Source organism: Streptomyces sp. NPDC041784, assembly GCF_055591025.1.
This window is the reverse complement of sequence record NZ_JBVJAB010000022.1, coordinates 58,890-84,998: the sequence shown is the minus strand read 5'-3', so window position 1 is coordinate 84,998 and position 26,109 is coordinate 58,890. Positions and strand designations below refer to the sequence as shown.

Genomic DNA, 26,109 nt, shown 5'->3' with positions numbered 1-26,109 from the left:
GTCACTTCCTTTCCTGGGGAGTGGGGGTTTCCTGGGTGATGGGGCTTTCCTGGGAGGTGTGGGTGACGGGCAGCGCCGTCAGGCGGCGTTGCAGGGGGTTGGGCCGCCAGTCGAGTTCCTCCGGGCCGACGGCCAGGCTCAGGTCCGGCAGCCGGCGCACCAGGGTGCCGACGGCCAGCTCGGTCTCCAGCCGGGCCAGCGGCGCGCCGAGACAGAAGTGCGGTCCGTGGCCGAAGCCGAGATGGCGGTGGGCCGGGCGGGTCAGGTCGAGCCGGTCGGGACGGTCGTGGTGCTCCGGGTCGCGGCCGGCCGAGGCCAGCACGAGGTAGACGAGATCACCGGCGGGCACGGTCTCCTCGCCGAGGGGGACGTCCTCGGCGGCCACCCGGACGATGGCCTGGGTGGGGCTGTCGTACCGCACGATCTCGTCGACGGCCGTGCGGATCAGGGCCGGTTCGGCGCGCAGCCGGGCCAGTTGGTCCGGGTGGCGCAGGAGAGCGAGGACGCCGTTGCCGATGAGGTTGGTGGTGGTCTCGTCGCCCGCCGTGATGAGCATGAAGCAGGTCGACAGCAGTTCGTGGTCGGTGAGCCGGTCGCCGCGGGCCTGTGCGGCGACCAGGGCGCTGATCAGGTCGTCCCCGGGCGTGGCGCGCCGCTCGCCGACGAGTTCCATCAGGTACGCCTCGAACCGGTCGACGACCTGTTCGGCGCGGGCGATGTCCTCGTGGATCCGGCCGAGCCCGCGGAACCACTCCTTGACCCGCTCCCGGTCCGCCTCGGGGATGCCGAACAGCTCGCAGACCACGGTGTGCGGCAGCGGCGAGGCGACGGCGGTGAGCAGGTCGGTGGGCGGCCCGGCGGCCAGGGCGTCGTCGACCAGCCGGTCCACGACCGCCTGGATCAGCTCCCGCAGCCCCTGCACCCGGCGGGCGGTGAACGCCTTGTTGACCAGCCCGCGCAGCCGCGCGTGGTCCGGCGGGTCGGTGTTGCTCATCACCCGCCCGAGCCGTGCGGTGAGCCGGCTCAGGTCGCGCATCCGGCCGTCGCGGGCCACCAGGGCGTCGGTCATGCGCTCACGGTCGTTGGACAGCCGCAGGTCGCCGAGGGCCCGCTCGACGTCCGCGTGCCGGGTGACGTACCAGACGCCCTGCGGCGCCCGGTACACCGGGCACGCGGCGCGCATCCGGGCGTAGACCGGGTAGGGGTCGCGGCGGAACGCGTCCGACCGCATGACCGCCGCGAAGTCCTCCACACCGGTGGCGGCGGAGAGGGAGGCGGTGGAGGAGGCGGTGGTGCTCACGAGGCCGCGTCCGCGCCATCCGCGGCGTCCATCGCCTCGACGAGGCTCTTGGGCCGCATGTCGGTCCAGGTGCGTTCGACGTAGTCCAGGCATGCCTCACGGGTGTCCTCGGGGTGGGCGACCCTCCAGCCGTCGGGGACGTCGGCGAACGCGGGCCACAGCGAGTACTGGGCCTCGTCGTTGACGAGCACGAGGAAGGAGGCGTCCTGGTCGTCGAAGGGGTTGGTCACGAGGGGTTCTCCTGCTTCTCGGAGGTGGAGGTGGAGGTAGAGATAGAGGTGGAGGTAGAGGTGGTGTGGGAGACCGTGGTGGACGACAACCGCCGCTGGACCTCGGTGATCCGGGCGGCGAGGACCGGGCCGATCTGGGCGAGCGAGCCCGGCTGGGTCATGCGGTCGTGGCGGGCGGTGATGTCGTACGACTCGATGGAACCGGTCACGTAGAGGCGCCAGACGTCGGCGCCCGGGGAGTCCTGCTCGCGGTCGATGGTGGAGTTGAACAGGAGCATGTCCCCGTCGAACACGGCCGGCCGGAAGGTGAGCGCCAGGCTCGCGTTGTTGATCATGATGGCGACGACGGCCTCGACATGCCGCTCGGTCAGCCCGCCGAGCGCGCTGCCCCGGCGCCGCAGGACCTCCATGACCTGGTCGTGGGTGAGGGGCTCCTCGCCGACCTCGTCCGGGTCGCAGTCGAGCATGCCGACCAGGACGTCCCGTTCGGTGGGCACGGGCGGCTCGTCGAAGGTGAGGTCGGCGACCGGGTAGGCGTCGAGGATCGCGAGCAGGGCGGTGCGCTGCCCCTGGCGCTTCAGCTCCGTGGCGACGGCGTGCGCGACGAGCCCGCCGGCCGACCAGCCGAGCAGCAGGTAGGGGCCCTCCGGCTGCACCTTGCGGATCTGTTGGACGTAGTCGGCGGCCATCTCCTCGTAGGACGTGGGCCGGGGTTCGTCGCGGCCGAGGCTGCGGGCCTGGAGCGCGTACACGGGGTGCTCGGGGGCGATGTGGTGCAGCAGGCCGCTGTAGCACCAGCTGATGCCGCCGCCCGGGTGGACGCAGAAGAGGGGGGTGGCCGGCCCCTCCGGCCGCAGCGGCAGCAGGACGTCCAGGGAGTCGTCGGTGTCGCGCAGCGCGAGACGCTCGGCGAGCCCGGCGACGGTCGGTGTCCGGAACAGGGTGCGCAGCCCGAGTTCGGCGCCGAGGGTGTTCCGGATCCGGGTGACCAGGCGCGCGGCGAGCAGCGAGTGACCGCCCAGGTCGAAGAACCCGTCGTCGACCCCGACCCGGTCCCGCCCGAGCACCTCGGCGAACAGATCGCACAGCACCTGCTCGTGCGGGGTGCGCGGCCCGCGCCCGCCCCAGCACCCGTCACCATCCCGGTCACGGTCGCCGTCGGGACCGTACTCGGGCGCCGGCAGAGCGGCCCGGTCGAGCTTGCCGTTGGCGGTCAGCGGGAGCGCGTCGAGGGTGACGAACGCGGCGGGGACGAGGTGGGCGGGGAGGTCGCGGCGGAGCCGGTCGGCCGTGTCGCGCGGCCGGAACTCCGGGCCGGACACGACATAGGCCACGAGCCGGTCCTCGCGGGCGAGCACGGCGGCCTGGGCGACGCCGGGGCAGCGGGCCAGGGCGGCCTCGACCTCGGCGGGCTCGACGCGGAATCCGCGTACCTTCACCTGGTCGTCGGCGCGGCCGGCGAACTCCAGGGTGCCGTCGCCGAGCCACCTGGCCAGGTCGCCGGAGCGGTACATACGGGCGCCGGGCGGACCGTACGGATCGGCCGTGAACCGTTCCGCGGTGGCGCCGGGCCGGCCGGCATAGCCGCGGGCGACGCCCGTCCCGGCGATGTACAGCTCCCCCACCGCGCCGGCCGGGGCGGGCCGCAGCCGCCCGTCCAGGACGTACAGCCGCATCCCGGCCATCGGGCGGCCCACGGGCACCGGGCGCGCGGGGTCCGGGGCGGTGTCCATGCGGTGGTGCGCGGCGAAGGTGGTCGTCTCCGTCGGCCCGTAGCCGTTGACGACCCGCAGCCCCGGGCAGGCCGCGAGGACCCGGGCGACGGCCTGCGCGGACACCACGTCCCCGCCGGTCCACACCTCGCGCACCCCGGCGAGCCCGTCCGGCCGCTCCTCGGCCACGACCCGGAACAGCCCGGCCGTCAGCCACAGCGCGGTCACACCGTGCCCGGCCACCGCCGCGCACAGCTCGCCGACGCCGAGCCGTCCCGGCGGGGCGACCACCACCCGGCCGCCGCCCAGCAGCGGCACCCACAGCTCGTAGGTGGACGCGTCGAACGCGGTCGGCGAGTGCATCAGCACCCGCTCGTGCGCGCCCCCACCGGGTTCCGCGCCCGTGTTCCAGCAGGGCGCCTGCGCGAGTCCGGCCACATCGGCGTGGGTGACCGCGATGCCCTTGGGCCGGCCGGTCGAGCCGGAGGTGTACATCACGTACGCCAACTGCGCGGGCCGGCAGGTCACTTCGGGTGGGCTGGTGCGGGCCTCGGCCGCGAGGAGCGCGGTGAGCACGTCCTCGGTGAGGACGAGCGCGGCCCCCGTCTCCCGCACGACGAGGTCGATCCGGGCGGGCGGGAACCCGGGGTCCAGCGGCACGTACACCCCGCCGGCCTTGACCACGCCCAGGACCGCCACGACCAGGTCGGCGGAGCGTTCCATGAGCACGGCCACCGGGGTCTGCGGCCCGACGCCCTGCCCGGCGAGCGCGTGCGCCAGCCGGTTGGCGCGGGCGTCGAGCCCGGCGTACGTCAGGGTCGTGTCGCCGCACTCCACGGCCACGGCGTCCGGCGTGGCCCGCACCCGCTCGGCGAACAGCTCGGGCAGCGAACGGGCGGCGGGCAGCGCGCCGGTGGCGTTGTGGTCGACGAGGAGCATCCGGCGTTCGTCGGGCGCGACCAGGTCGATCGCGCCGAGCGGCTCCCCGGGCCGGTCGACGACGGCCTCCAGCAGCCGGACCCAGCGGGCGACGAGGGTGCGGACGGTGTCCTCGTCGAACAGGTCCGTGGCGTACTCGACCGCGCCCGTGAGCCCCTCGGGGGTGCCGTCGTCGGCGCACCGCTCGGCGAGGCTGAGGGTGAGGTCGCAACGTGCGGTGCCGGTCGGCACGGCCACCGGCTCGGTCGTCAGACCGGGCAGCGCGAAGGTGCCGCCGGGGGCGTTCTGGAGGGCCAGCATCACCTGGAAGAGCGGGTGGCAGGAGAGCGACCGGGCCGGGTTGAGCACCTCGACCAGATGCTCGAACGGCACGTCCTGGTGCGCGTAGGCGGCGAGCGCCGACTCCCGTACCCGGCCCAGGAGTTCGGTGAAGGACGGGTCGCCCGAGGTGTCCGTGCGCAGCACCAGCGTGTTGACGAAGAACCCGACGAGGTCGTCCAGCGCCTGGTCGGTGCGCCCGGCGACGGGAGAGCCGACGGGGATGTCGGTGCCCGAGCCCAGCCGGCTCAACAGGGCGGCCAGGGCGGCCTGGAGGGCCATGAACAGACTGGCGCCGTGCTCGGCCGCGAGGTCCCGCAGCGCGCCGTGCAGCGGGGCGTCGACGCGCAGCGGCAGCGTGGCACCGCGCTGCGAGGCGACGGGCGGCCGGGGCCGGTCGGCCGGCAGCGGGATCTGCTGCGGCAGCCCGGCCAACGTGTCGGTCCAGTAGGCGAGTTGGGCCGCCAGACGGCTGTCCGCGTCCCCCGCCTCGCCGAGCAGCTCGCGCTGCCAGAGGGCGTAGTCGGCGTACTGCACCGGCAGCGGCGCCCGGTCGGGCTCCTCCCCCTCACGACGGGCCGTGTACGCGGCCGCCAGGTCCCGGGCCAGCGGGCCCATCGACCAGCCGTCGCCTGCGATGTGGTGCACCGCGAGAAGCAGCACGTGGTCGTCGGGCGCGAGGGCGAACAGCCGTGCGCGCAGGGGCGGTTCGGTGGCGAGGTCGAAACCGCGCCGGGCGTCCTCGGCGAGCAGCCCCGTCAGCCGTTCCTCGTCGGTGTCGGTGACCGGCAGCTCCGGACGGACGTCCAGCACCCGCTGGTACGGCGCGCCGTCCGCCTCGGGGAACACTGTGCGCAGACTCTCGTGCCGCCCGGTCACGTCCCCGAGCGCCAGCCGCAGCGCCGTACGGTCGAGGGGGCCGGTCAGCCGTAGCGCCAGCGGCATGACGTAGGTGGCGGCGCCCGGCCCCTCCATCCGGTGCAGGAACCACAGCCGCCGCTGGGCGTACGACAGCGGCACGCGCTCCGGGCGCGGGACACGGGCCGTGAGCGGCGGCCGGGCCTCGCCGGCCGCGTCGAGCCGGGCCGCGAGGAGCGCCGGGGTGGGCGCCTCGAACAGGGCACGGACGTCGAGTTCGGCGCCCAGGGTCGCGCGGACGCGGGAGACCAGCCGGGTGGCGAGCAGCGAGTGGCCGCCCAGGTCGAAGAAACTGTCGTCCACCGCGACCCGGCCCACCCCGAGCACCTCGGCGAACAGCTGCGTCAGCAGCTCCTCCTGCGGGGTGCGTGGTGCCCGGCCCGCCCGGCTCTCCACGGCGGGATCGGGCAGCGCGGCCCGGTCGAGCTTGCCGCTCGCGGTCAGCGGGAGCGCGTCGAGGACGACGAGGACGGACGGGACGAGGTGCTCGGGCAGCCGCGCCCGCAGGAAGTCCCGCAGCTCCCGGACCAGGGAACCCCGGGTGCCGCGCCCGCCGGCGGGCGTGTTGGTGAGCGGCCGGGCCCGCCCTGTCCGATCCGCGGCAGGGGCCCGGTCGGCCCGGTACGCCTCGACGGGCGCCTGCGGGTCGGCCGTCCGGGCCGGGTCGACGAAGACGACGTCCAGCGCGTCCGGGGCGACCGGCGACCAGGTGATGTGCACGCGACGGGCGAGCACGGAACCGAGCGTGTGCCATACCTCGGGGTCGATGCCGGGGATGGTGAGGGTGCCGGCGGCGGTGCCGATGGCACCCTCGGCGTGGAGCGCCCGGTCCGCGGCGACCTCGCCGGTGAGGCGGGCATTGGGCACGCCCGTGATCCGCAGGACGGCCGGGTCGGCGGAGGTCAGAAGGTCACGGACCTCCTCCGGCGTGGCGACGGCGGCCCCCCACGCCGCCTCCACCACGGCGTCCCGCTCCGCGGTGGGCCGGGCGTGCAGGGCGTCCACGATGGGCCGGGTGTGCAGGGTGACGTCGTAGCGGTGGCGGGTGAGTTCGTTGTGGTGGCGGCCCCGCTTGACCTCGACGGCCACCGCGCCGATCCCCTCGACCCGGTCCCGCAGCGTGGCGAAGAAGTCGGGATCGACGAGCAGTTCCTCCTCCCCGCGCACCGCCCGCTCGACGGCCCGGCGCGTCTCCGGGGCATCGGCGGGCGCCCGGTGTGCCTGGATCGCGGTCGCGAGGGGCCGCAGCAGCCGCAGGTTGCGCACGTCACCGACGAACAGCGCACCGCCGGGCGCGAGCAGCGAGGTCAGCTTCCGGACGACGTCGAGCAGATAGTCGGCGCTCGGGAAGTACTGGATCACCGAGTTGAGGACGATCGTGTCGAATCCGCCGGGCAGCCCCTCGACGTCGTGCGCGGGCCGGGTCCGCAGCACGACCCGCTCCGCCAGTACCGGATCCCGTCGGACGTGTTCGGCGAGCGCGTCGATCGCGGTGGCCGAGAAGTCGGTCGCCCAGTACGTCTCGCAGTCCGGCGCCAGCGGGGCCAGCAGCAGCCCGGTCCCGACGCCGACCTCGAGAACCCGGCGCGGATTCAGCGCCCGGATCCGGGCCACCGTGGCGTCCCGCCACTCCCGCATCTCCTCCTCGGGGAGCGGGAGGCCGTCGTAACTGCTGTTCCAGCCCGTGAAGTTCTCGCCGAGAGCGGCCCGCGCGGACGCGACCGGCAGCGCGTCGTAGAGCTCCCGCCAGCCCGCGATGTGGTGCTGCTCCTGGCTGTGATCGCGTTCCCCGAAAGACGCGGAGGACCCGGAGGACCCGGAGGACCCAGAGGCAGCGGAGGACCCAGAGGGAGCGGAGGACGCGGAAGACGCGGGGACGACGTACCCGACGAGCCGCTCCTCGCGCACCGCCACGACGGCACGGCCGACGCCGGGGTGGGCGGCGAGAGCGGTCTCGATCTCGCCGGGTTCGATGCGGTAGCCGCGTACCTTGACCTGCTGGTCGGCCCGCCCGACGAACTCCAGCTGCCCGTCCGCCCGTCGGCGCACCAGATCACCCGTGCGGTACATCCGACCGCCGGGAACCCCGAACGGATCGGCGACGAAACGGGACCCCGTCAGCGACGGCCGCCGCAGATACCCCCGGGCCAGCCCCGCACCGGCGACATACAGCTCACCGCAAACACCCGGCACCACCGGCTGCAACGCGCCGTCCAGCACATACACCCGCGCGTTCACGATCGGCCGACCGATCGGCGGCACCCCACCCGACGGCGTGAGCGGCTCGCTCATCGTCGCGCACACCGTCGTCTCCGTCGGCCCGTACGCGTTGATCATCCGCCGCCCCGGAGCCCACCGCCCCACCAACTCCACCCCACACGCCTCACCGGCCACCACCAGCGTCGACACCGCGAGGGAGTCGACGGCCGCCAGTACCGAGGGCGGGAGGGTCACGTGCGTGATGTCCTGGGCGAGGCCGGCCAGCGGGTCACCGGCCGGCGGGAGCACGAGGGTCGCGCCGGTCAGCAGGGCGGTGTACAGCTCGGACACCGACGCGTCGAAGCTCGGCGAGGCGAACTGGAGCACCCGGCTGCTCGCGTCGATGGCGAACCGCTCGACCTGCGCGGCCACCAGGTGCGCGATGCCCGCGTGGCTGACGACGACACCCTTGGGACGGCCGGTGGAACCGGAGGTGTAGATGACGTAAGCGGGCTGCCGCACATCGATCCCCACCCGCGGATCGTCCTGCGAATGACGAGAGGCGAACGCCAACTCGTCCACCACCAGAGCAGGCCGGGCATCCTCCAGCATGTACGCGATCCGCGCCCGCGGATACTCCGGATCCACCGGCAGATACGCCGCACCGGCCTTCATCGTGCCCAGGATCCCCACCACCAGATCCACCGAACGCGGCAACACCAACGCCACCACGTCCTCGGCCCCCACCCCCCGCTCGATCACCGCATGCGCGAACTGATTCGCCCGCGCGTCCAGCTCCGCATACGACAACTCGACCTCACCGGACACGAGAGCGATCGCGTCCGGTGTGGCGCGGACCTGCGCCGCGAAAGCGGTCGGCAGCGGGACCGGTTCGACGGGTACGGCGGGTACGGCGGTGTCGTCGGCGTCGTGCAGGAGGTGGTGGCGCTCCTCGGCCGAGAGGAGGTCGATCCGGGCCAGGTGCCGATCGGGGTCGGCCACGACGGCGTGCAGCAGCCGTGTCCAGCGGTCGACGAGGTCGGCCACGGTGGCCCGGTCGTACAGGTCGGTGGCGTACTCGACCGCCCCGGCGACACCGGCCGGACGGCCGTCGCCGTCGTGCCGCTCGTACAGGTTGAACCCGAGGTCGAACTTGGCGGTGCCGGTGGACACGACCAGGGGCGCGACCCGCAGACCGGGCAGGTCGAAGGCGCCCATGGGGGCGTTCTGGAGGGCGAACATCACCTGGAACAGGGGGTGATGGGAGAGCGAGCGGGCGGGGTTGAGTTCCTCGACGAGGTTCTCGAACGGCAGGTCCTGGTGGGCGTAGGCGCCCAGCGCCGACTCCCTTACCCGGCCCAGGAGTTCGGAGAACGTGGGATCGCCGGAGGTGTCCGTGCGCAGCACGAGCGTGTTGACGAAGAACCCGACCAGGCCGTCCAGCGCCTGGTCCGTGCGGCCCGCGATCGGGCTGCCGACGGGGATGTCGGTGCCCGCGCCGAGCCGGGTGAACAGGGCGGCCAGCGCGGCCCGGAGCACCATGAACATGCTCGCCCCCGAGCGGCGCGCGAGCCGCACGAGTCCGGCGTGCAGACCGGCGTCCAGCTCGACCAGCAGGTACTCTCCCCGGTAGGAGGCGACGGCGGGCCGGGACCGGTCGGCGGGGAGCCGGAGCTGGTCGGGCAGTCCGGCCAACTTCTCCTTCCAGTAGCCGAGTTGGGCGGCGAAGACACTGCCGGGGTCGGCCGGGTCGCCGAGCAGGTCGCGCTGCCAGAGCGTGTAGTCGGCGTACTGCGCGGGCAGCGGCGCCCACTCGGGCTTGTGACCCGCGCTACGGGCCGCGTACGCCTCCGCGAGATCCCGGGAGAGCGGACCGGTGGACCAGCCGTCCCCGGCGATGTGGTGCAGGACGAGGAGCAGCACGTGCTCGTCTCCGCCGAGCGCGAACAGATGGGCCCTCAGCGGGACTTCGGCAGCCAGGTCGAAGGGCCGACGGGCGGCTTCGGCGAGCGCGGCGGCGAGCCGGGACTCGTCGGTGTCGGTCACATCGACCCGCGGCCGCGCGATGTCGGGGTCGAGCACCCTCTGATACGGGGCGCCATCGGGGCCGGGGATGCCGTGCGCCTCGGGGAACACCGTGCGCAGCGTCTCGTGCCGGGCGACGACGTCCGCGAGTGCCTCGGTCAGGGCCCGCTGGTCGAGCCGGCCGGACAGGCGCAGGGCGAGCGGGATGTTGTATCCGGCGCCCGGCCCCTCCATCTGCTGGAGGAACCACAGTCGGCGCTGCGCGAACGACAACGGTGTCCGCTCGGGCCGGTCCCCGGCCAGCAGCGCGGGCCTGGCCCGTCCGGCGCCGTCGAGCGCCGCGGCCAGCCCGGCCACGGTCGGCGTCTCGAACAGGGTGCGCAGGGCGAGTTCGGCGCCCAGCACGGCCCGGACGCGGGACACCAGCCGGGTGGCGAGCAGCGAATGACCGCCCAGGTCGAAGAAGCCGTCGTCGACACCGACCCGTTCCAGGCCCAGCACCTCGGCGAACAGGTCGCACAGGATCTGCTCGCGGGGGCTGCGCGGCGCCCGTGCCGGGGTCTCGGACCCGAACTCCGGGGTGGGCAGGGCCGCCCTGTCCAGCTTGCCGTTCGGCGTGAGCGGGAGGGCGTCGAGGGTGACGACCGCGCTCGGCACGAGGTGATCCGGCAGCCGCTCTCGCAGGAATGCCAGGAGGGCGGGGACGAGCGCGGGAACGGGGAGGGAGACACGCGTGGGCTGCGGTGCGGCATCGCGCTCGGGCAGGCGCTCGGGCACGCACTCGGGGACGACGTACGCCACGAGCCGTTCCTCGCGGACCGCCACCACCGAGTGGGCGATGCTCGGGTGGGCGGCGAGGACGGTCTCGATCTCGCCGGGTTCGATGCGGTAGCCGCGTACCTTGACCTGCTGGTCGGCCCGCCCGACGAACTCCAGCTGCCCGTCCGCCCGTCGGCGCACCAGATCACCCGTGCGGTACATCCGACTGCCGGGAACCCCGAACGGATCGGCGACGAAACGGGACCCCGTCAGCGACGGCCGCCGCAGATACCCCCGGGCCAGCCCCGCACCGGCGACATACAGCTCACCGCAAACACCCGGCACCACCGGCTGCAACGCGCCGTCCAGCACATACACCCGCGCGTTCACGATCGGCCGACCGATCGGCGGCACCCCACCCGACGGCGTGAGCGGCTCGCTCATCGTCGCGCACACCGTCGTCTCCGTCGGCCCGTACGCGTTGATCATCCGCCGCCCCGGAGCCCACCGCCCCACCAACTCCACCCCACACGCCTCACCGGCCACCACCAGCGTCGACACCGCGAGCGATTCCACCGCCACCAGCGCGGACGGCGGCAGGGTCACATGCGTGACCGTCTCGGTGAGGCCGGCCAGCGGGTCGTCGGCCGGTGCCAGGACCAGGCAGGCGCCTGTGAGCAGCGCGGCGCACAGGTCCCAGAAGGACGCGTCGAAGCTCGGCGAGCTGAGCTGGAGGACGCGGCTGGTCTCGTCGAGGGCGAGCCGTTCGACCTGGGCCGCGACCAGGCTGGGCAGACCGCCGTGGGTGACGACGACACCCTTGGGCCGTCCGGTGGAACCGGAGGTGTAGATGACGTAAGCGGGCTGCCGCACATCGATCCCCACCCGCGGATCGGCCTGCGAATGACGAGAGGCGAACGCCAACTCGTCCACCACCAGAGCAGGCCGGGCATCCTCCAGCATGTACGCGATCCGCGCCCGCGGATACTCCGGATCCACCGGCAGATACGCCGCACCGGCCTTCATCGTGCCCAGGATCCCCACCACCAGATCCACCGAACGCGGCAACACCAACGCCACCACGTCCTCGGCCCCCACCCCCCGCTCGATCACCGCATGCGCGAACTGATTCGCCCGCGCGTCCAGCTCCGCATACGACAACTCGACCTCACCGGACACGAGAGCGATCGCGTCCGGGCGGCGGGCCGTCTGCTGCCGGAGCAGGTCGACGAACGTGGCGTCGGGGAGCGGGAGTCGGGATTCAGTGTGCAGAGTTGCGTGGCGTTCGTCGGGGTGGAGGAGGTCGAGGGTGCCGATCGGCCGGTCGGGGGTGGTGACGGCGGCGGCGAGGAGGCGTACCCAGCGGTCGAAGAGGGTGCGGACGGTGTGCTCGTCGAACAGGTCGGCGCTGTACTCGACGATCGCGTCGAGCCCGTCGGGCGTGCCGTCGGGGCGGCGGCGTTCGGTGAGGGCGAAGGCCAGGTCGAGGCGGGCGGTGCCGGTGCGGACCGGATGGGGGGTGGTGTCCAGGCCGTCGAGGGCGAAGTCGGTGGCGGGGACGTTCTGGACGGCGAGGAGGGTCTGGAAGAGAGGGTGGTGGGCAAGGGAGCGGGTCGGGTTGAGGGCCTCGACGAGGTGCTCGAAGGGGACGTCCTGGTGGGCGTAGGCGGCGAGCGCGGATTCCCTTACGCGGCCCAGGAGTTCGGAGAAGCTGGGGTCTCCGGAGGTGTCGGTGCGCAGGACGAGCGTGTTGACGAAGAACCCGACGAGGTCGTCCAGGGCCTGGTCGGTGCGGCCGGCGAAGGGGCTGCCGACGGGGATGTCGGTGCCCGCGCCGAGCCGGGTGTAGAGGGCGGCGAGGCCTGCCTGGAGGACCATGAAGAGGCTGGCGCCGTTGCGCCGGGCGAGGGCGGCGAGCGCGCCGTGGAGGTCGGCGTCGACGGAGGTGGTGAGCAGGCCGCCGCGGTGGGTCGTGTGTGCGGGGCGCGGCCGGTCGGTGGGGAGGTGGAGGCGTTCGGGCAGGCCGGCGAGGGTGCCGGTCCAGTGGGTGAGCTGGCGGGCGTAGGTGCTGTCCGCGTCGGACTCGTCGCCGAGCAGCTCGCGCTGCCAGAGCGTGTAGTCGGCGTACTGCACGGGCAGCGGCGCCCAGCCGGGCTCCTCGCCCCGACGGCGGGCCGCGTACGCCGCCGCCAGATCGGTGGAGAGGGGGCGCAGGGACCAGCCGTCGGCGGCGATGTGGTGCAGCGCGAGGAGAAGGACGTGGTCGTCGTCCGCGAGCGCGAACAGGTGGGCGCGCAGGGGGAGTTCGGTGGCCAGGTCGAAGTCGTGACGGGCGGCCTCGGCCAGCAGGCCGGGCAGTTCCGGTTCGCCGGCCTCGGTGACCGTGAGCGGGGCGCGGGCCTCGGCGGCGGCCACGATCCGCTGACACGGGATGCCGTCGGTGTGCGGGAACACCGTACGCAGGGTCTCGTGGCGGGCGACGACGTCGGCGAGGGCGGCTTCCAGTGCGGGCCGGTCGAGCGGGCCGCGCAGCCGGAGCGCGAGCGGCATGTGGTAGGTGGCGCCCGCGCCCTCCAGCCGGTGCAGGAACCACAGACGGCGCTGTGCGAACGACAGTGGCAGGGCCTCGGGGCGCGCGGCCGGGACCAGCGCGGGACGCGCGTCGGCCGCGTCGTCGAGGCGGGCGGCGAGTCCGGCCGGGGTCGGGGCCTCGAACAGGTGCCGCAGGGGCAGTTCGACACCGAGGGTGGCGCGGACCCGCGACACCAGACGGGTGGCGAGCAGGGAGTGACCGCCGAGGTCGAAGAAGTCGGCGTCCACACCGGCGCGTTCGAGGCCGAGCACCTCGGCGAACAGGTCGCACAGGATCTGCTCGCGCGGGGTGCGCGGGGCGCGGCTCGCCCTGGAGTCCGGGGCGGGGACGGGCAGGGCGGCACGATCGAGCTTGCCGTTGGGGGTGAGCGGGAGGGCGTCCAGGGTGACGGCCGCGCTCGGCACCATGTAGTCGGGCAGACGGTCGCGGACGTGGTCGAGGAGAGCGGCGGGAACCACTGCCGCTCCGGCGGCCGGGACGACGTAGGCGACGAGCCGGTCCTCGCGCGGCACCACCACGGCCTGCGCGACGGCGGGATGCGTGGTGAGAGCGGCCTCCACCTCGCCGGGTTCGATACGGAAGCCGCGTACCTTCACCTGATGGTCGGCGCGCCCGAGGAACTCCAGCTCGCCGTCCGTGCGCCACCGCGCCAGGTCGCCGGTGCGGTACATACGGGTGCCGGGCGGGCCGTAGGGGTCGGCGACGAACCGCTCGGCGGTCGCCGCGGGCCGGTCCAGGTACCCGCGGGCCAGGCAGGTCCCGGCCAGGTACAGCTCGCCGGGCACACCAGGGGGTACGGGGCGCAGCCCGGCGTCGAGGACGAGCGCGCGGGTGCGGTCCACGGGCCGGCCGATGGGCACCGGCAGCGGGCAGTCGTCGAGGTCGGCGGGGAGGGTGTACGCGGTGACGACGTGTGTCTCGGCGGGGCCGTAGTGGTTGTGCAGACGCCGGTCGGGACGGCCGGCCTGGAAGCGGCGCAGGGCGTCGCCCAGCCGCATCGCCTCGCCGGCCTGCGCGATCACCCTCAGGTCCGGCAGTTCCCGGCCGTGCTCCTCGGCGGCCTCGGCGACGGCCTCCAGCACCAACGCCGGCGCGAACAGCTCCTCCACCCTGTGCCGCTCCAGCCAGACGGTGAGAAGGTCGGCGCTGCGCCGCTGCTCGTCGGTGGGGATGACGAGCGTCTTGCCGAACAACAGCGCCGACAGCGTCTCCTGAACGGATACGTCGAAGCTCACCGCGGTGAACTGCGCGGTCCGGGTGCCGGGGCCACCGCCGACGACCCGGTGATGCCAGCGCAGCAGGTTGACGAGCGCGACGGACGGCATGACGACGGCCTTGGGCCGGCCGGTCGAGCCGGAGGTGTAGATGACGTAGGCGGGATGGCGACCGTCGCGGACGGGTGTGGGGACGGTGGCCGGGCACCCGTCGGCCAGGGCGAGAATGTGGTCGGGGTCGTCGAGTACGAGGGCCGGGCAGGCGTCCTCCAGCATGAAGGCGCGCCGGGCGGCGGGGTAGTCGGGGTCGACGGGCAGGTAGGCGGCGCCGCTCTTGAGGACCGCGAGGATCGCGACGACGAGTTCCGCCGAACGCGGCAGGACGAGCGCGACGACGTCCTCCGGGCCGATACCCCGCCCGATGAGCGCGTGGGCGAGCCGGTCGGCGCGGGCGTTCAGCTCGGCGTACGTCAGGACGGTGTCCTCGAGGACGACGGCGGGGGCGTCCGGGGTGGCCCGGACCTGGGCGCGGAACAGTTCGGGCACGCCGACGTCGTCCGGCAGGGAGCTCTCCGGGGTCGCGAGGATCCGGTCGCGCTCGTCGTCGAGAAGGAGGTCGAAGCGGCTCAGCGGCCGGTCCGGCTCGGTGACCGCCTGCCGCAGCAGGAGCGTCCAGCGGGTGAGGAGGCGTTCGACGGTGGTCTCGTCGAAGAGGTCGGTGGCGTACTCGACATAGCCGTGGAGGCCGGCCGCCTCGCCGGTGCCGCGTTCGAGGAGGTGGAAGGACAGGTCGAACATGGCCGTGGCGGGGTGCACGGGCACGATCTCCGCGTCCAGGCCGGGCAGTTCGAAGTCGCCGCGCGGCACGTTCTGAAGGGCCAGCATGACCTGGAACAGGGGCTGGCGGGACAGTGACCGGGCCGGGTTCAGCGCCTCGACCAGGTGATCGAAGGGCAGCTCCTGGTGGGCATAGGCACCCAGGGCCGACTCCCGCACGCGACCGACGAGTTGGGCGAAGCTCGGGTCACCGGAGGTGTCGGTACGCAGCACGAGGGTGTTGACGAAGAACCCGACGAGGTCGTCCAGGGCCTGGTCGGTGCGGCCGGCGATGAGGCTGCCGACGGGGATGTCGTCGCCGGCGCCCAGCTTCTTCAGCAGGGCGGCGAGACCGGCCTGGAGGACCATGAAGAGGCTGGCGCCGTGCTGCCGGGCCAGGCCGAGGAGCCCGGCGTGCAGATCGGCGTCGACGGCGACGGGCAGGTGCCGTCCGTGGAAGGAGGGCGTCGCCGGGCGGGGCCGGTCGGTGGGCAGCGGAATCTGCTCGGGAAGCCCTTTCAGCGCGTTCGTCCAATGGGCTGCCTGCCGGGCGAAGAGGCTGCCGGGGTCGGCCGGCTCGCCGAGCAGGTCGCGCTGCCAGAGCGTGTAGTCGGCGTACTGCACGGGCAGCGGCGCCCAGCCGGGCTCCTCGCCCCGGCGGCGGGCGGTGTACGCGGCCGCCAGGTCCCGCGACAGCGGGCCGAGGGACCAGCCGTCGCCGGCGATGTGGTGCACGACGACGAGCAGTACATGCCGATCGGCCGCCGTCACGAACAGGTGGGCCCGCAGCGGGAGTTCGGCGGCCAGGTCGAAGGTCCGCCGTACGGCGCCGTCGAGGAGCGCGGGCAGCCCGGCCTCGTCGGTCTCGGTGGCGGGCAGCTCCGGACGTGCCCGCCCGGCGTCGAGCACGAGCTGGTAGGGAACTCCGTCGGCGGCGTGCGGGTAGAGGGTGCGCAGGCTCTCGTGACGGGCCACGACGTCCGCAAGCGCACGGGCGAGTGCCTCGCGGTCGAGCGGACCGCTGAGCCGCCAGGCGAGCGGGATGTGGTAGGCGGCGCTGGTCCCGTCCAGCTGGTGCAGGAACCACAGACGGCGCTGAGCGGAGGACAGCGGCATCCGCTCCGGCCGTCCGGCCGACACCAGCGCGGGGCGCGCCGCCCCGGCGGCCGTCAGCCCCGCGGCCAGCCCGGCCACCGTCGGTGTCTCGAACAGGGCCCGCAGCTCCACCTCGGCCCCGAGAGCGGCGCGGACCCGGGCCACGAGCCGGGTGGCGAGCAGCGAGTGGCCGCCCAGAGCGAAGAAGTCGTCGTCCACGCCGACCCGTTCGACACCCAGCACCTCGGCGAACAGCTCGGCGAGCACCTGCTCCTGCGGCGTGCGCGGCACGCGCCCGGCAGCGTCGGGCGTGAACTCCGGTTCGGGCAGGGCCCGTCGGTCCAGTTTGCCGTTGACGGTCAACGGCAGCCCGTCCAGCGCGACGAACGCGCCCGGGACCATGTACTCCGGCAGGCGCTCCCGCACGTACTCCCGGAGAGAGAAGCTGTCACCGTCACCTCCGGGCGTGGGGACGACGTAGGCGACCAGCCGGGTGTCGTCCGTACGGTCCTGCCGTGCGACCACCGCCACATCCCCGACCTCGGGATGCGCGGCCAACACGGCCTCGATCTCCCCGAGTTCGATCCGGAAGCCCCGCACCTTCACCTGGTCGTCGGCCCGCCCGACGAACTCCAGGGTGACGTCGGCCCGCATCCGGACCAGGTCCCCCGTGCGGTACATCCGCGCGCCGGACGGACCGTAGGGATCGGCCAGGAAGCGGCCGGCGGTGAGCGCGGGCCGGTTCAGATAGCCCCGGGCCAACCCTGGCCCCCCGACGTACAGTTCACCGACCACGCCCGTGGGCACGGGCCGCAGCCACCGGTCCAGGACGTACGTCCGCAGATCCGGGATCCCGGTGCCGATGGCACTGGCGGGGTCGGTGACGGAGTCCGCGTTGAGGGTGGTGTGGGTGACGTGCACCGTGGTCTCGGTGATGCCGTACATGTTCACCAGCACCGGAGCGTCGTCCGCGTGCCGCGCGTACCAGTCCGCCAGCCGGGCCGGCTCCAGCGCCTCACCACCGAACACCACCGTACGCAACGCCAGTTCGGTGCCCGGACTCTCCCGATCGGCCTGCATCAGCTGGTAGAACGCCGACGGCGTCTGGTTCAGCACCGTCACCCGCTCCGCAGCGAGCAGCCGCAGGAACGCCTCCGGCGAACGCGACGTCTCGAACGGCACCACCACCAGCCGCCCACCGTGCAGCAGCGGACCCCACAACTCCCACACCGAGAAATCGAACGCGTAGGAATGGAACAGCGTCCACACATCATCCGGACCGAACGCGAACCACTCCCGCGTCGCCGAGAACAACCGCACCACATTCCCGTGCGGAACGACCACACCCTTCGGACGCCCCGTCGACCCCGACGTGTAGATCACATACGCCGGAGACTGAGGCAGCACCGGCACCGCAGGATCGGTCTCCGAAAACCCGTCCGTGTCCAACGCCGCCAGATCATCGATCACCAGCACCGGACACGCATCACCCACCATGAACTCCCGCCGCGCAGCCGGATAATCCGGATCCAACGGCAGATACGCGGCCCCCGCCTTCAACACCCCCAACACCGCCACCACCAACTCCACCGAACGCGGCAACGCCAACGCCACCACGTCCTCCACCCCCACACCACGCCCCACCAACCCATGCGCCACCCGATTCGCCCACCGGTTCACCTCGGCATACGACAGCGCCACCTCCCCCGACACCACCGCCACCGCATCCGGCACCTCCCGCACCCGAGCCTCGAACAACCCCACAAGGCTGTCGCCGACCGGGGCTGTCGTGACGGCGGCAGGCAGCGACAGCCGCCGCTCGGCCCCCGTCAGAACGTCGAAGCGGCTCAGTCGGCGTTCCGGCTCGGTGACCGCTGTCCTCAGCAGCCGCACCCAGCGGTCGCACATCGTCCGGACCGTCTCGGGGTCGTAGAGGTCACCGGCGTACTCGACGAAGCCGTCGATGCCCTGCGGGGTCCCGTCGTCCGTGTGGCGCTCGGACATGGAGAAGATCAGGTCGAGCTTGGACGTGGTGGTGGTGAGCTGAACGCCGGTGGTGTGCAGTCCGGGCGGGGCGAAGTCGGCCCGAGGCGCGTTCTGGAGGACGAGCATGACCTGGAACAGCGGGTGGTGGGCCAGGGAGCGCACCGGGTTGAGTGCCTCGACGAGGTATTCGAAGGGCAGATCCTGGTGGGCGTACGCGGCCAGTGCGTCGTGCCGGACCCGGTCGAGGAGTTCGGTGAAGGTGGGGTCGCCGGACAGGTCGGTGCGGAAGACGAGCGTGTTGACGAAGTAGCCGATCAGGTCGTCGAGGGCCTGGTCGGTGCGGCCGGCGATGAGGCTGCCGACGGGGATGTCGTCCCCGGCGCCGAGCTTGTTCAGCAGGGCGGCGAGGCCGGCCTGAAGCACCATGAAGAGGCTGGTGCCCTGGGTCCGCGCCAATTCCCGTAGTTCCTGGTGCAGTTCGGCTTCCAGTCGCACCCGGACGAAGCCGCCCTGGTGGGAGGCGACGGCGGGGCGGGGCCGGTCGGTGGGCAGGTGGATCTGCTCGGGAAGCCCTTGCAGGGCGTTCGTCCAGTGGGCGGCCTGACGGGCGAAGAGACTGTCCGGGTCGGCTGCGTCGCCGAGCAGCCGGTGCTGCCAGAGCGTGTAGTCGGCGTACTGCACCGGCAGCGGAGCCCACACGGGCTCCTCGCCCCGGCAGCGGGCCGCGTAGGCGTCGGCGAGGTCGCATGCCAGCGGGCCGAGCGACCAGCCGTCGCCCGCGATGTGGTGGATCACCAGGAGCAGCACATGCTCGTCCGGCGCGAGCGCGAACAGCTCGACGTACAGCGGCAGATCGACGGCGAGGTCGAAGGGGCAGCGCAGCGCATGGGCGAGTACGGCGTCCAGGTCCTCCTCGGTCGTGTCGCGCACCCGCAGCGGCAGCCGGGCCCGCTCGGGAGCGAGGATCCTCTGGTACGGGGTGCCGTCGATCTGCGGGTAGACGGTGCGCAGGCTCTCGTGACGGGCCACGACGTCGGCGAGGGCGCGGTCGAGGGCGGACCGGTCGAGGATGCCGTTCAGCCGCCAGGCGAGGGGGATGTTGTAGTTGGCGCTCGCCCCCTCCAACTGGTGCAGGAACCACAGGCGGCGCTGGGCGAACGACAGCGGGACCAGCTCGGGCCGCTCGGCGTAGGGGGTCAGCGCGAGGCGGGCCTGTCCGGCACCCGCCAGACTCGTGGCCAGCCCGGCCGGGGTCGGTACCTCGAAGAGCGTGCGCAGCTCCAACTCCACGCCCAGCGTGGCCCGTACACGGGCGACCAGCCGGGTCGCGAGCAGCGAGTGACCGCCGAGGTCGAAGAAGCTGTCGTCGACGCCCGCCTCGGCGACCCCGAGGATCTCGGCGAACAGCTCGCACAGGATCTGCTCCTGCGGGGTGCGCGGTGCCCGCCCCGCCCCCAGACCGCCGGCCTGCGGCTCCGGCAGGGCCCGCCGGTCCAGCTTGCCGTTGACGGTCAGCGGCAGCGCGTCCAGCGCGACGAACGCCGCCGGGACCATGTACTCGGGCAGGCGCTCACGAAGGTGCTCGCGGAGCGTGGCCGAGTGCGCGAGGGCACCGGGCGCGGGGACGACGTAGGCGACCAGCCGGGTGTCGTCCGTACGGTCCTGCCGTGCGACCACCGCGACGTCACCCACCTCGGGATGCGCGGCCAGCACGGCCTCGATCTCCCCGAGTTCGATCCGGAAGCCCCGCACCTTCACCTGGTCGTCGGCCCGCCCGACGAACTCCAGCGCTCCCCGGGCGTTGCGGCGTACGACGTCCCCCGAGCGGTACATCCGGGTGCCGGGGAGGCCGTACGGATCGGCGACGAACCGGGCGGACGACAGATCGGGGCGGTTCAGGTAGCCACGGGCCAGCCCGGGCCCGGACACGTACAACTCACCTGCCACGCCCGGGGGTACGGCGCGCAGACGGTCGTCGAGGACGTAGGTGCGGAGGTCGGGGATGGCGGTGCCGATGACGCTGGCGGACTGGCCGGCGGAGTCCGCGTTCAGGGTGGTGTGGGTGACGTGCACCGTGGTCTCGGTGATGCCGTACATGTTCACCAGCACCGGAGCGTCGTCCGCGTGCCGCGCGTACCAGTCCGCCAGCCGGGCCGGCTCCAGCGCCTCACCACCGAACACCACCGTACGCAACGCCAGTTCGGTGCCCGGACTCTCCCGGTCGGCCCGCATCAGCTGGTAGAACGCCGACGGCGTCTGGTTCAGCACCGTCACCCGCTCCGCAGCGAGCAGCCGCAGGAACGCCTCCGGCGAACGCGACGTCTCGAACGGCACCACCACCAGCCGCCCACCGTGCAGCAGCGGACCCCACAACTCCCACACCGAGAAATCGAACGCGTAGGAATGGAACAGCGTCCACACATCATCCGGACCGAACGCGAACCACTCCCGCGTCGCCGAGAACAACCGCACCACATTCCCGTGCGGAACGACCACACCCTTCGGACGCCCCGTCGACCCCGACGTGTAGATCACATACGCCGGAGACTGAGGCAGCACCGGCACCGCAGGATCGGTCTCCGGAAACCCGTCCGTGTCCAACGCCGCCAGATCATCGATCACCAGCACCGGACACGCATCACCCACCATGAACTCCCGCCGCGCAGCCGGATAATCCGGATCCAACGGCAGATACGCGGCCCCCGCCTTCAACACCCCCAACACCGCCACCACCAACTCCACCGAACGCGGCAACGCCAACGCCACCACGTCCTCCACCCCCACACCACGCCCCACCAACCCATGCGCCACCCGATTCGCCCACCGGTTCACCTCGGCATACGACAGCGCCACCTCCCCCGACACCACCGCCACCGCATCCGGCACCTCCCGCACCCGAGCCTCGAACAACCCCACGAGGTCGCCCTCCACGCCGGGCGCGGCATCGGCGACGGGCAGCAGCAGTTCGCGCTCGGTGTCGGTGAGGACGTCGAAGTGACTGAGGGGTAGGCCGGGTTCGGTCACCGCCGTGTGCAGGAGGCGGATCCACCGCTGGGTGATCGCCTCGACCGTCTCGGGGTCGAAGAGGTCGGTGCTGTACTCCACGGTGCCGGCGAGGCCGGCCGGGGTGCCGTCGGGGGTGGTGCGTTCGGTGAGGTTGAAGGTGAGGTCGCACTTGGCGGTGCGGGTGGGGACCAGGCTCGTCGTCACGTGCAGGCCGGGCAGATCGAACTCGCCGAGGGGCGCGTTCTGCAGGGCGAGCATCGTCTGGAAGAGCGGGTGGTGGGCTAGGGAGCGGGTCGGGTTGAGTTCCTCCACCAGATGTTCGAAGGGCAGATCCTGGTGGGCGTACGCGGCCAGTGCGTCGTGCCGGACCCGGTCGAGGAGTTCGGTGAAGGTGGGGTCGCCGGACAGGTCGGTGCGCAGGACCAGGGTGTTGACGAAGAAGCCGACCAGGTCGTCGGCGGCCTCGTCGGTGCGGCCGGCGACCGGGGTGCCGAGGGGGATGTCGGTACCGGCGCCGAGCTTCCCGAGGAGGGCCGCCAGACCGGCCTGGAGCACCATGAACAGGGTCGCGCCGTGGCCCCGGGCGAGGTCGCGGAGCCGGTGGTGCAGGTCGGCGTCGAGGTGGAGCGGGAGCTGGTCGCCGCGGTAGGTCGTGGCGGCGGGGCGGGGGCGGTCGAAGGGCAGGTCGAGGCGCTCGGGCAGCCCGGCCAGGTTCCGTTCCCAGAAGGCGAGTTGCCGGGCGGAAAGACTGTCCGGGTCGGCTGCGTCGCCGAGCAGCCGATGCTGCCAGAGCGTGTAGTCGGCGTACTGCACCGGCAGCGGAGCCCAGTCGGGTTCCTCGCCCTGGCAGCGGGCGGCGTAGGCGCGGGTGACGTCGTCGGCCAGGGCGCCCAGGGACCAGCCGTCGCCGACGATGTGGTGGACGACGAGGAGCAGGACGTGCTCGTCTGGGGCGAGCGTGAACAGCTCGGTGTGGACGGGTGGTTCGGCGGCGAGATCGAAGGGGCGGCGGGCGGCCGCGGTGAGCAGCTCGGGCAGGTCGGACCCGGTGGCGGAGGTGACCGTCAGGCCGGGGCAGGCCTGTTCGACGTCCAGGACGAGCTGGCGCGGCACGCCGCGTTCGTCGGGGAAGACCGTGCGCAGGCTCTCGTGCCGGGTGACGACGTCCCGGAGGGCCGCGCGCAGAGCGGGGCGATCGAGGGTGCCGGACAGGCGCAGGGCGAGGGGGATGTGGTAGGTGGCGCCGGTGCCGTCGATGCGCTGGAGGAACCAGAGGCGGCGCTGGGCGGAGGACAGGGGGACCGCGTCGGGGCGCTCGCAGGGGAGCAGCGCGGGGCGTGCGGGTCCGGTGTCCGTGGCGGTGAGGGCGGTGGCGACGCCGGCGGGGGTGGGGGCGCCGAAGAGGTCGCCGAGCCTCAGATCGATGGCGAGCGTGGAGCGGATGCGGGCCAGCAGGCGCATGGCGAGCAGTGAGTGGCCGCCGAGGGCGAAGAAGTCGTCGTCCGCGCCGACCCGGGGCAGACCGAGGACGTCGGCGAAGAGTCCGCAGAGCAGCTCCTCGCGGGCGGTGCGGGGAGCCCGTCCGCCACCCGCGCCTGCGCCCGCACCCACGCCCGCGCCCGCGCCCGTGATGCCGTCGGCGGTCCGGGGCTCGGGCAGTGCCTTGCGGTCCAGCTTCCCGGTGGGGGTGAGGGGCAGCGCGTCGAGCGGAACGAAGGCACTCGGGACCATGTGGTCGGGGAGCCGGTCGCGCAGGTACCCGCGCAGCTCCTCCGGGCCGGACACGGCGGCACCGGGCTCGACGACGACATAGGCGACGAGGCATGGAGCCGCCAGGTCCGGGGCGGCCGGACGCGGGGCGACTGCGTGGGCCCCGTCGTCCGCACCGTCGTGGCGGGCGACGACCGCCGTACGGGCCACGGCCGGGTGGGTGCCCAACTCGGCCTCGATCTCGGCGGGTTCGACGCGGAAGCCGCGGATCTTGACCTGGTCGTCGGCCCGGCCGAGGTACACGAGGGCGCCCTGGGAGGTGCGTCGGACGAGGTCGCCGGTGCGGTACATACGGGCGCCGGACGGGCCGTAGGGGTCGGCGACGAAACGGTCGGCGGTGAGTGCGGGCCGGTTCAGGTAGCCGCGGGCCAGGCCGACGCCGGCGACGTACAGCTCGCCGGGCGCGCCGTCGGGAACCAGTTGCAGCGCGTTGTCGAGGACGTAGGCGCGCGCGCCGGTCACGGGGTGGCCGATCGCGGGGCGGTCGGTCGCGTCGAGGGAAGCGGTCACCGCGTCGACGGTGCACTCGGTGGGGCCGTAGAAGTTGTGGACGCGGACGCCGTCGGCGGCCCGCAGCTCCGCCCAGAGGCGCTCCGGTACGGCCTCGCCGCCGGCGACGATCACGGACGGGGGCCGGCGCTCGCCGTCGAGGAGGCCGTGGTCGAGGAGGACGCGCAGGTAGGACGGGGTGGCGTTGACGAAGTCCAGCCGGTGGCGGTCGAGATGGGCGAGGAAGGCGTCCGGGTCGGCCCAGGTGTCGCGGTCGAGAACGTGCAGCTCGTGCCCGGCGAACAGACAGGCGAGCTGGTCCCAGGAGGCGTCGAAGGAGACGGAGGTGGTCAGCGCCACCCGCGCCCGGGGGCGGGGGTACAGGGTGCCGAGCTGGTGGCGGACCAGGTTCGCCACCGCCGCGTGCGGGGTGACGACACCCTTGGGCCGGCCGGTGGAGCCCGAGGTGTGGATGACGTAGGCCGGATGGCGGGGGTCGCGGGGCACGTCCGGAGCGGTCGCCGGACACGCGGCGAGCCGAGCCGCCGTCTCCGGGGCGTCGAGGACGACGAGATCGGCGAGATCGGTGTCGTACGGGAGTCGGGGGCGGGTGGCGGCGTCGGTGACGAGGACGGCCGGGCGGGTGTCGTCGAGGAGCCGGGCGAGGCGGGCGCCCGGCAGGTCCGGGTCGAGCGGGACGTACGCGGCACCGGTCTTCAGGACCGCCAGGACGGCCGTGACCAGCGCGGCGGAGCGCGGCAGCGCCAGGGCGACCAGGCGTTCCGGGGCGGCGCCGTGCGCGGTGAGCAGCCGGGCGAGGCGGTTGGCGCGGGCGTCGAGTGCGGCGTAGGTGAGGGTGGTGGCGTCGGGACCCACGACGGCGACGGCGTCCGGGGTGCGGAGCACCTGCCGCTCGAACAGGTCGGCGAGGTGGGCGGCGCGGGCCGGGAGGGGGGCCGGGTTCGAGGCCGGTTCGGCAGGCCTGGGCAGGGCGATGCGGCCGACGGCATGGTCGCCGTCGCCGACGGCGTCGGCGAGCGCCTCGAGGAGCATGGTCAGGCCGTGCTGGTGAGCTTGGCGTTCGTCGTCGTCCCAGGCGTCGGCGGCGGCCTGGAGCTGGAGGTGCGGGCCGGTGCCGTCGTGGCGGTCCAGCGCCCATACGGCGAGTTCGGTGGCGGGGCCCTCGGCGAGGCTGTGCGCGGTGGCGGGCACGCCGGCGAAGCTCAGGTCGCTGTCGAAGGACATGATGTTGACGACCGCGGAGTACGCCGAGCCGGGGGCGCCGGGCAGGCCCAGGTCGCGGTGCAGGTCTTCGCCCCGGTAGCGCTGGTGGCACAGCGCGGCCCGGACCTCGGTGTCGACCTGGTCGAGGAGCGCGGACCAGCGGGTGCCGGGCCGTACGGTCAGCCTCAGGGGCACCATGTTGGACACCACGGCCGGGGTGGCCGCGAGGACGGGCTCGGCGCGGTCGCGCCCGGTGACGGGCAGGCCGAGGAGGAGATCGTGGGCGCCGGTGCGGCGGTGGACGTAGAGCGCGGTGGCCGCGATCAGCACACGTGACCAGCGGGTTCCGCCGCGGGCGGCGAGCGTCTCCAGGGCGTGGCGTACGCGGTCGGTGGGCAGCGGGGTGTGGCGCGGGCCGGCGGTGAGATGGCCCGCGGAACGGCCGATGCGGGCGGGTTCGGGGAGGTCGGCGAGGCGCTGCGTCCAGTACGCGCGGTCGGTGGTGAAGCGGTCGGAGGCGCGGTAGGCGGTGTCGCTGTCGACGACGGCCCGCAGGGACGGGAACGGGGTGGGCTCCGGGGTCCGGCCCTCGGCCAGCGCCGTGTACACGGCGGCGACCCGGCGGACGACGAGCGCGTAGCCGAGGCCGTCGGAGAGGAGGTGGTGGTAGCTGTGGTACCAGAGGTGGTGGTCGTCGGACAGCTTGATCAGGGCCTGGCTGAAGAGGCGGTCGCGGCTGAGGTCGAGGGGACGGAGACGGTCGGCGGTCATCCAGGCGAGGGCGGCGGCGCGGGGGTTGTCGTGCGCGCTGAGGTCGAGCTGGCGGGGGCTCCACTCGGCCTCGGCCGGGGCAGTCACTTGGCTTGCCTTGCTCCCCTGGCTTGCCAGGCTCCCCGGTTGCCTCAGGATCTGGCGTGGCCCGTCACCGTCCTCGGTGAACCCCACGTGCAGGGCCTCGTTCTCGGCGACGACCTGACGCAGCGCGGTGACGAACAGGTCGGTGTCGACGGGCCCTGCGATGTCCAGGTACTCGCCGATGCGGTACGTCGGGATCACCCCGTCCGTGCGCTGTTCGGCGAACCAGAGTTCGCGCTGAGCCGCCGTCAGGGGCAGGGCGACATCATCGCGAGCAGACATGGGGGTACCTCCAGAGTTGCTGTGCGGAGCCGGGACCGCCGGGCGCGGGGGACATGAGGGACGATTCGGCGGGCGGGAGTCGGTCTTGCCTACGGGGCCGGGGGCATGGCCATGGGGCGAGAGGGCGTGGGGGGCGCCGAGTGGGACAGGGCAGCGGCCGGGCGGCCGCGGGGGGACCGGCCCGCGGCAGGGCAATGCGCGCCCACGTGAGGGGCGTGGGGGGCGCGGGGGACCCGGCTCGGCCGGGTCCCATCGGAAGGAGTCAGGTCGTCAACGGTCAGATCGCCAACAGCCTGTTCGCAGCGGCCAGTTCGCCAGCGGTCAGTTCGCCGGCGGTCAGGTCGTCAGGCCGAACGTCCGGACACAGCTCAGCACCACG

General features: G+C 73.5%; 3 protein-coding genes. All 3 read right to left on the bottom strand.

Features of this window, described 5'->3' with window-relative positions; all coding sequences use genetic code 11:
* Position 1 precedes the first annotated feature (1 nt).
* From ACZ6D7_RS34880 to ACZ6D7_RS34870, 3 genes are read right to left on the bottom strand one after another with little or no spacing between them, the layout of a single operon-like run.
* The gene (locus tag ACZ6D7_RS34880; RefSeq protein ID WP_469499830.1) at positions 2–1,300 is read right to left on the bottom strand and encodes a cytochrome P450 family protein; all 1,299 of its coding nucleotides are present in this window, start codon (positions 1,298–1,300) and stop codon (positions 2–4) included.
* Positions 1,297–1,530 carry an MbtH family protein gene (locus ACZ6D7_RS34875; RefSeq protein ID WP_469499828.1) on the bottom strand — a complete coding sequence of 78 codons (234 nt, stop codon included), beginning with the start codon at positions 1,528–1,530 and terminating at the stop codon, positions 1,297–1,299. The genes ACZ6D7_RS34880 and ACZ6D7_RS34875 overlap by 4 nt, the downstream gene beginning before the upstream one ends.
* The gene (locus tag ACZ6D7_RS34870) at positions 1,527–25,730 is read right to left on the bottom strand and encodes a non-ribosomal peptide synthase/polyketide synthase (RefSeq protein WP_469499826.1); all 24,204 of its coding nucleotides are present in this window, start codon (positions 25,728–25,730) and stop codon (positions 1,527–1,529) included. The genes ACZ6D7_RS34875 and ACZ6D7_RS34870 overlap by 4 nt, the downstream gene beginning before the upstream one ends.
* Between the last annotated feature and the right edge of the window lie 379 nt (positions 25,731–26,109).

Coding starts and splice junctions, on each gene's coding strand:
- ACZ6D7_RS34870 (WP_469499826.1), bottom strand. CDS start 25,730: ATGTCTGCTCGCGATGATGTCGCCCTGCCCCTGACGGCGGCTCAGCGC.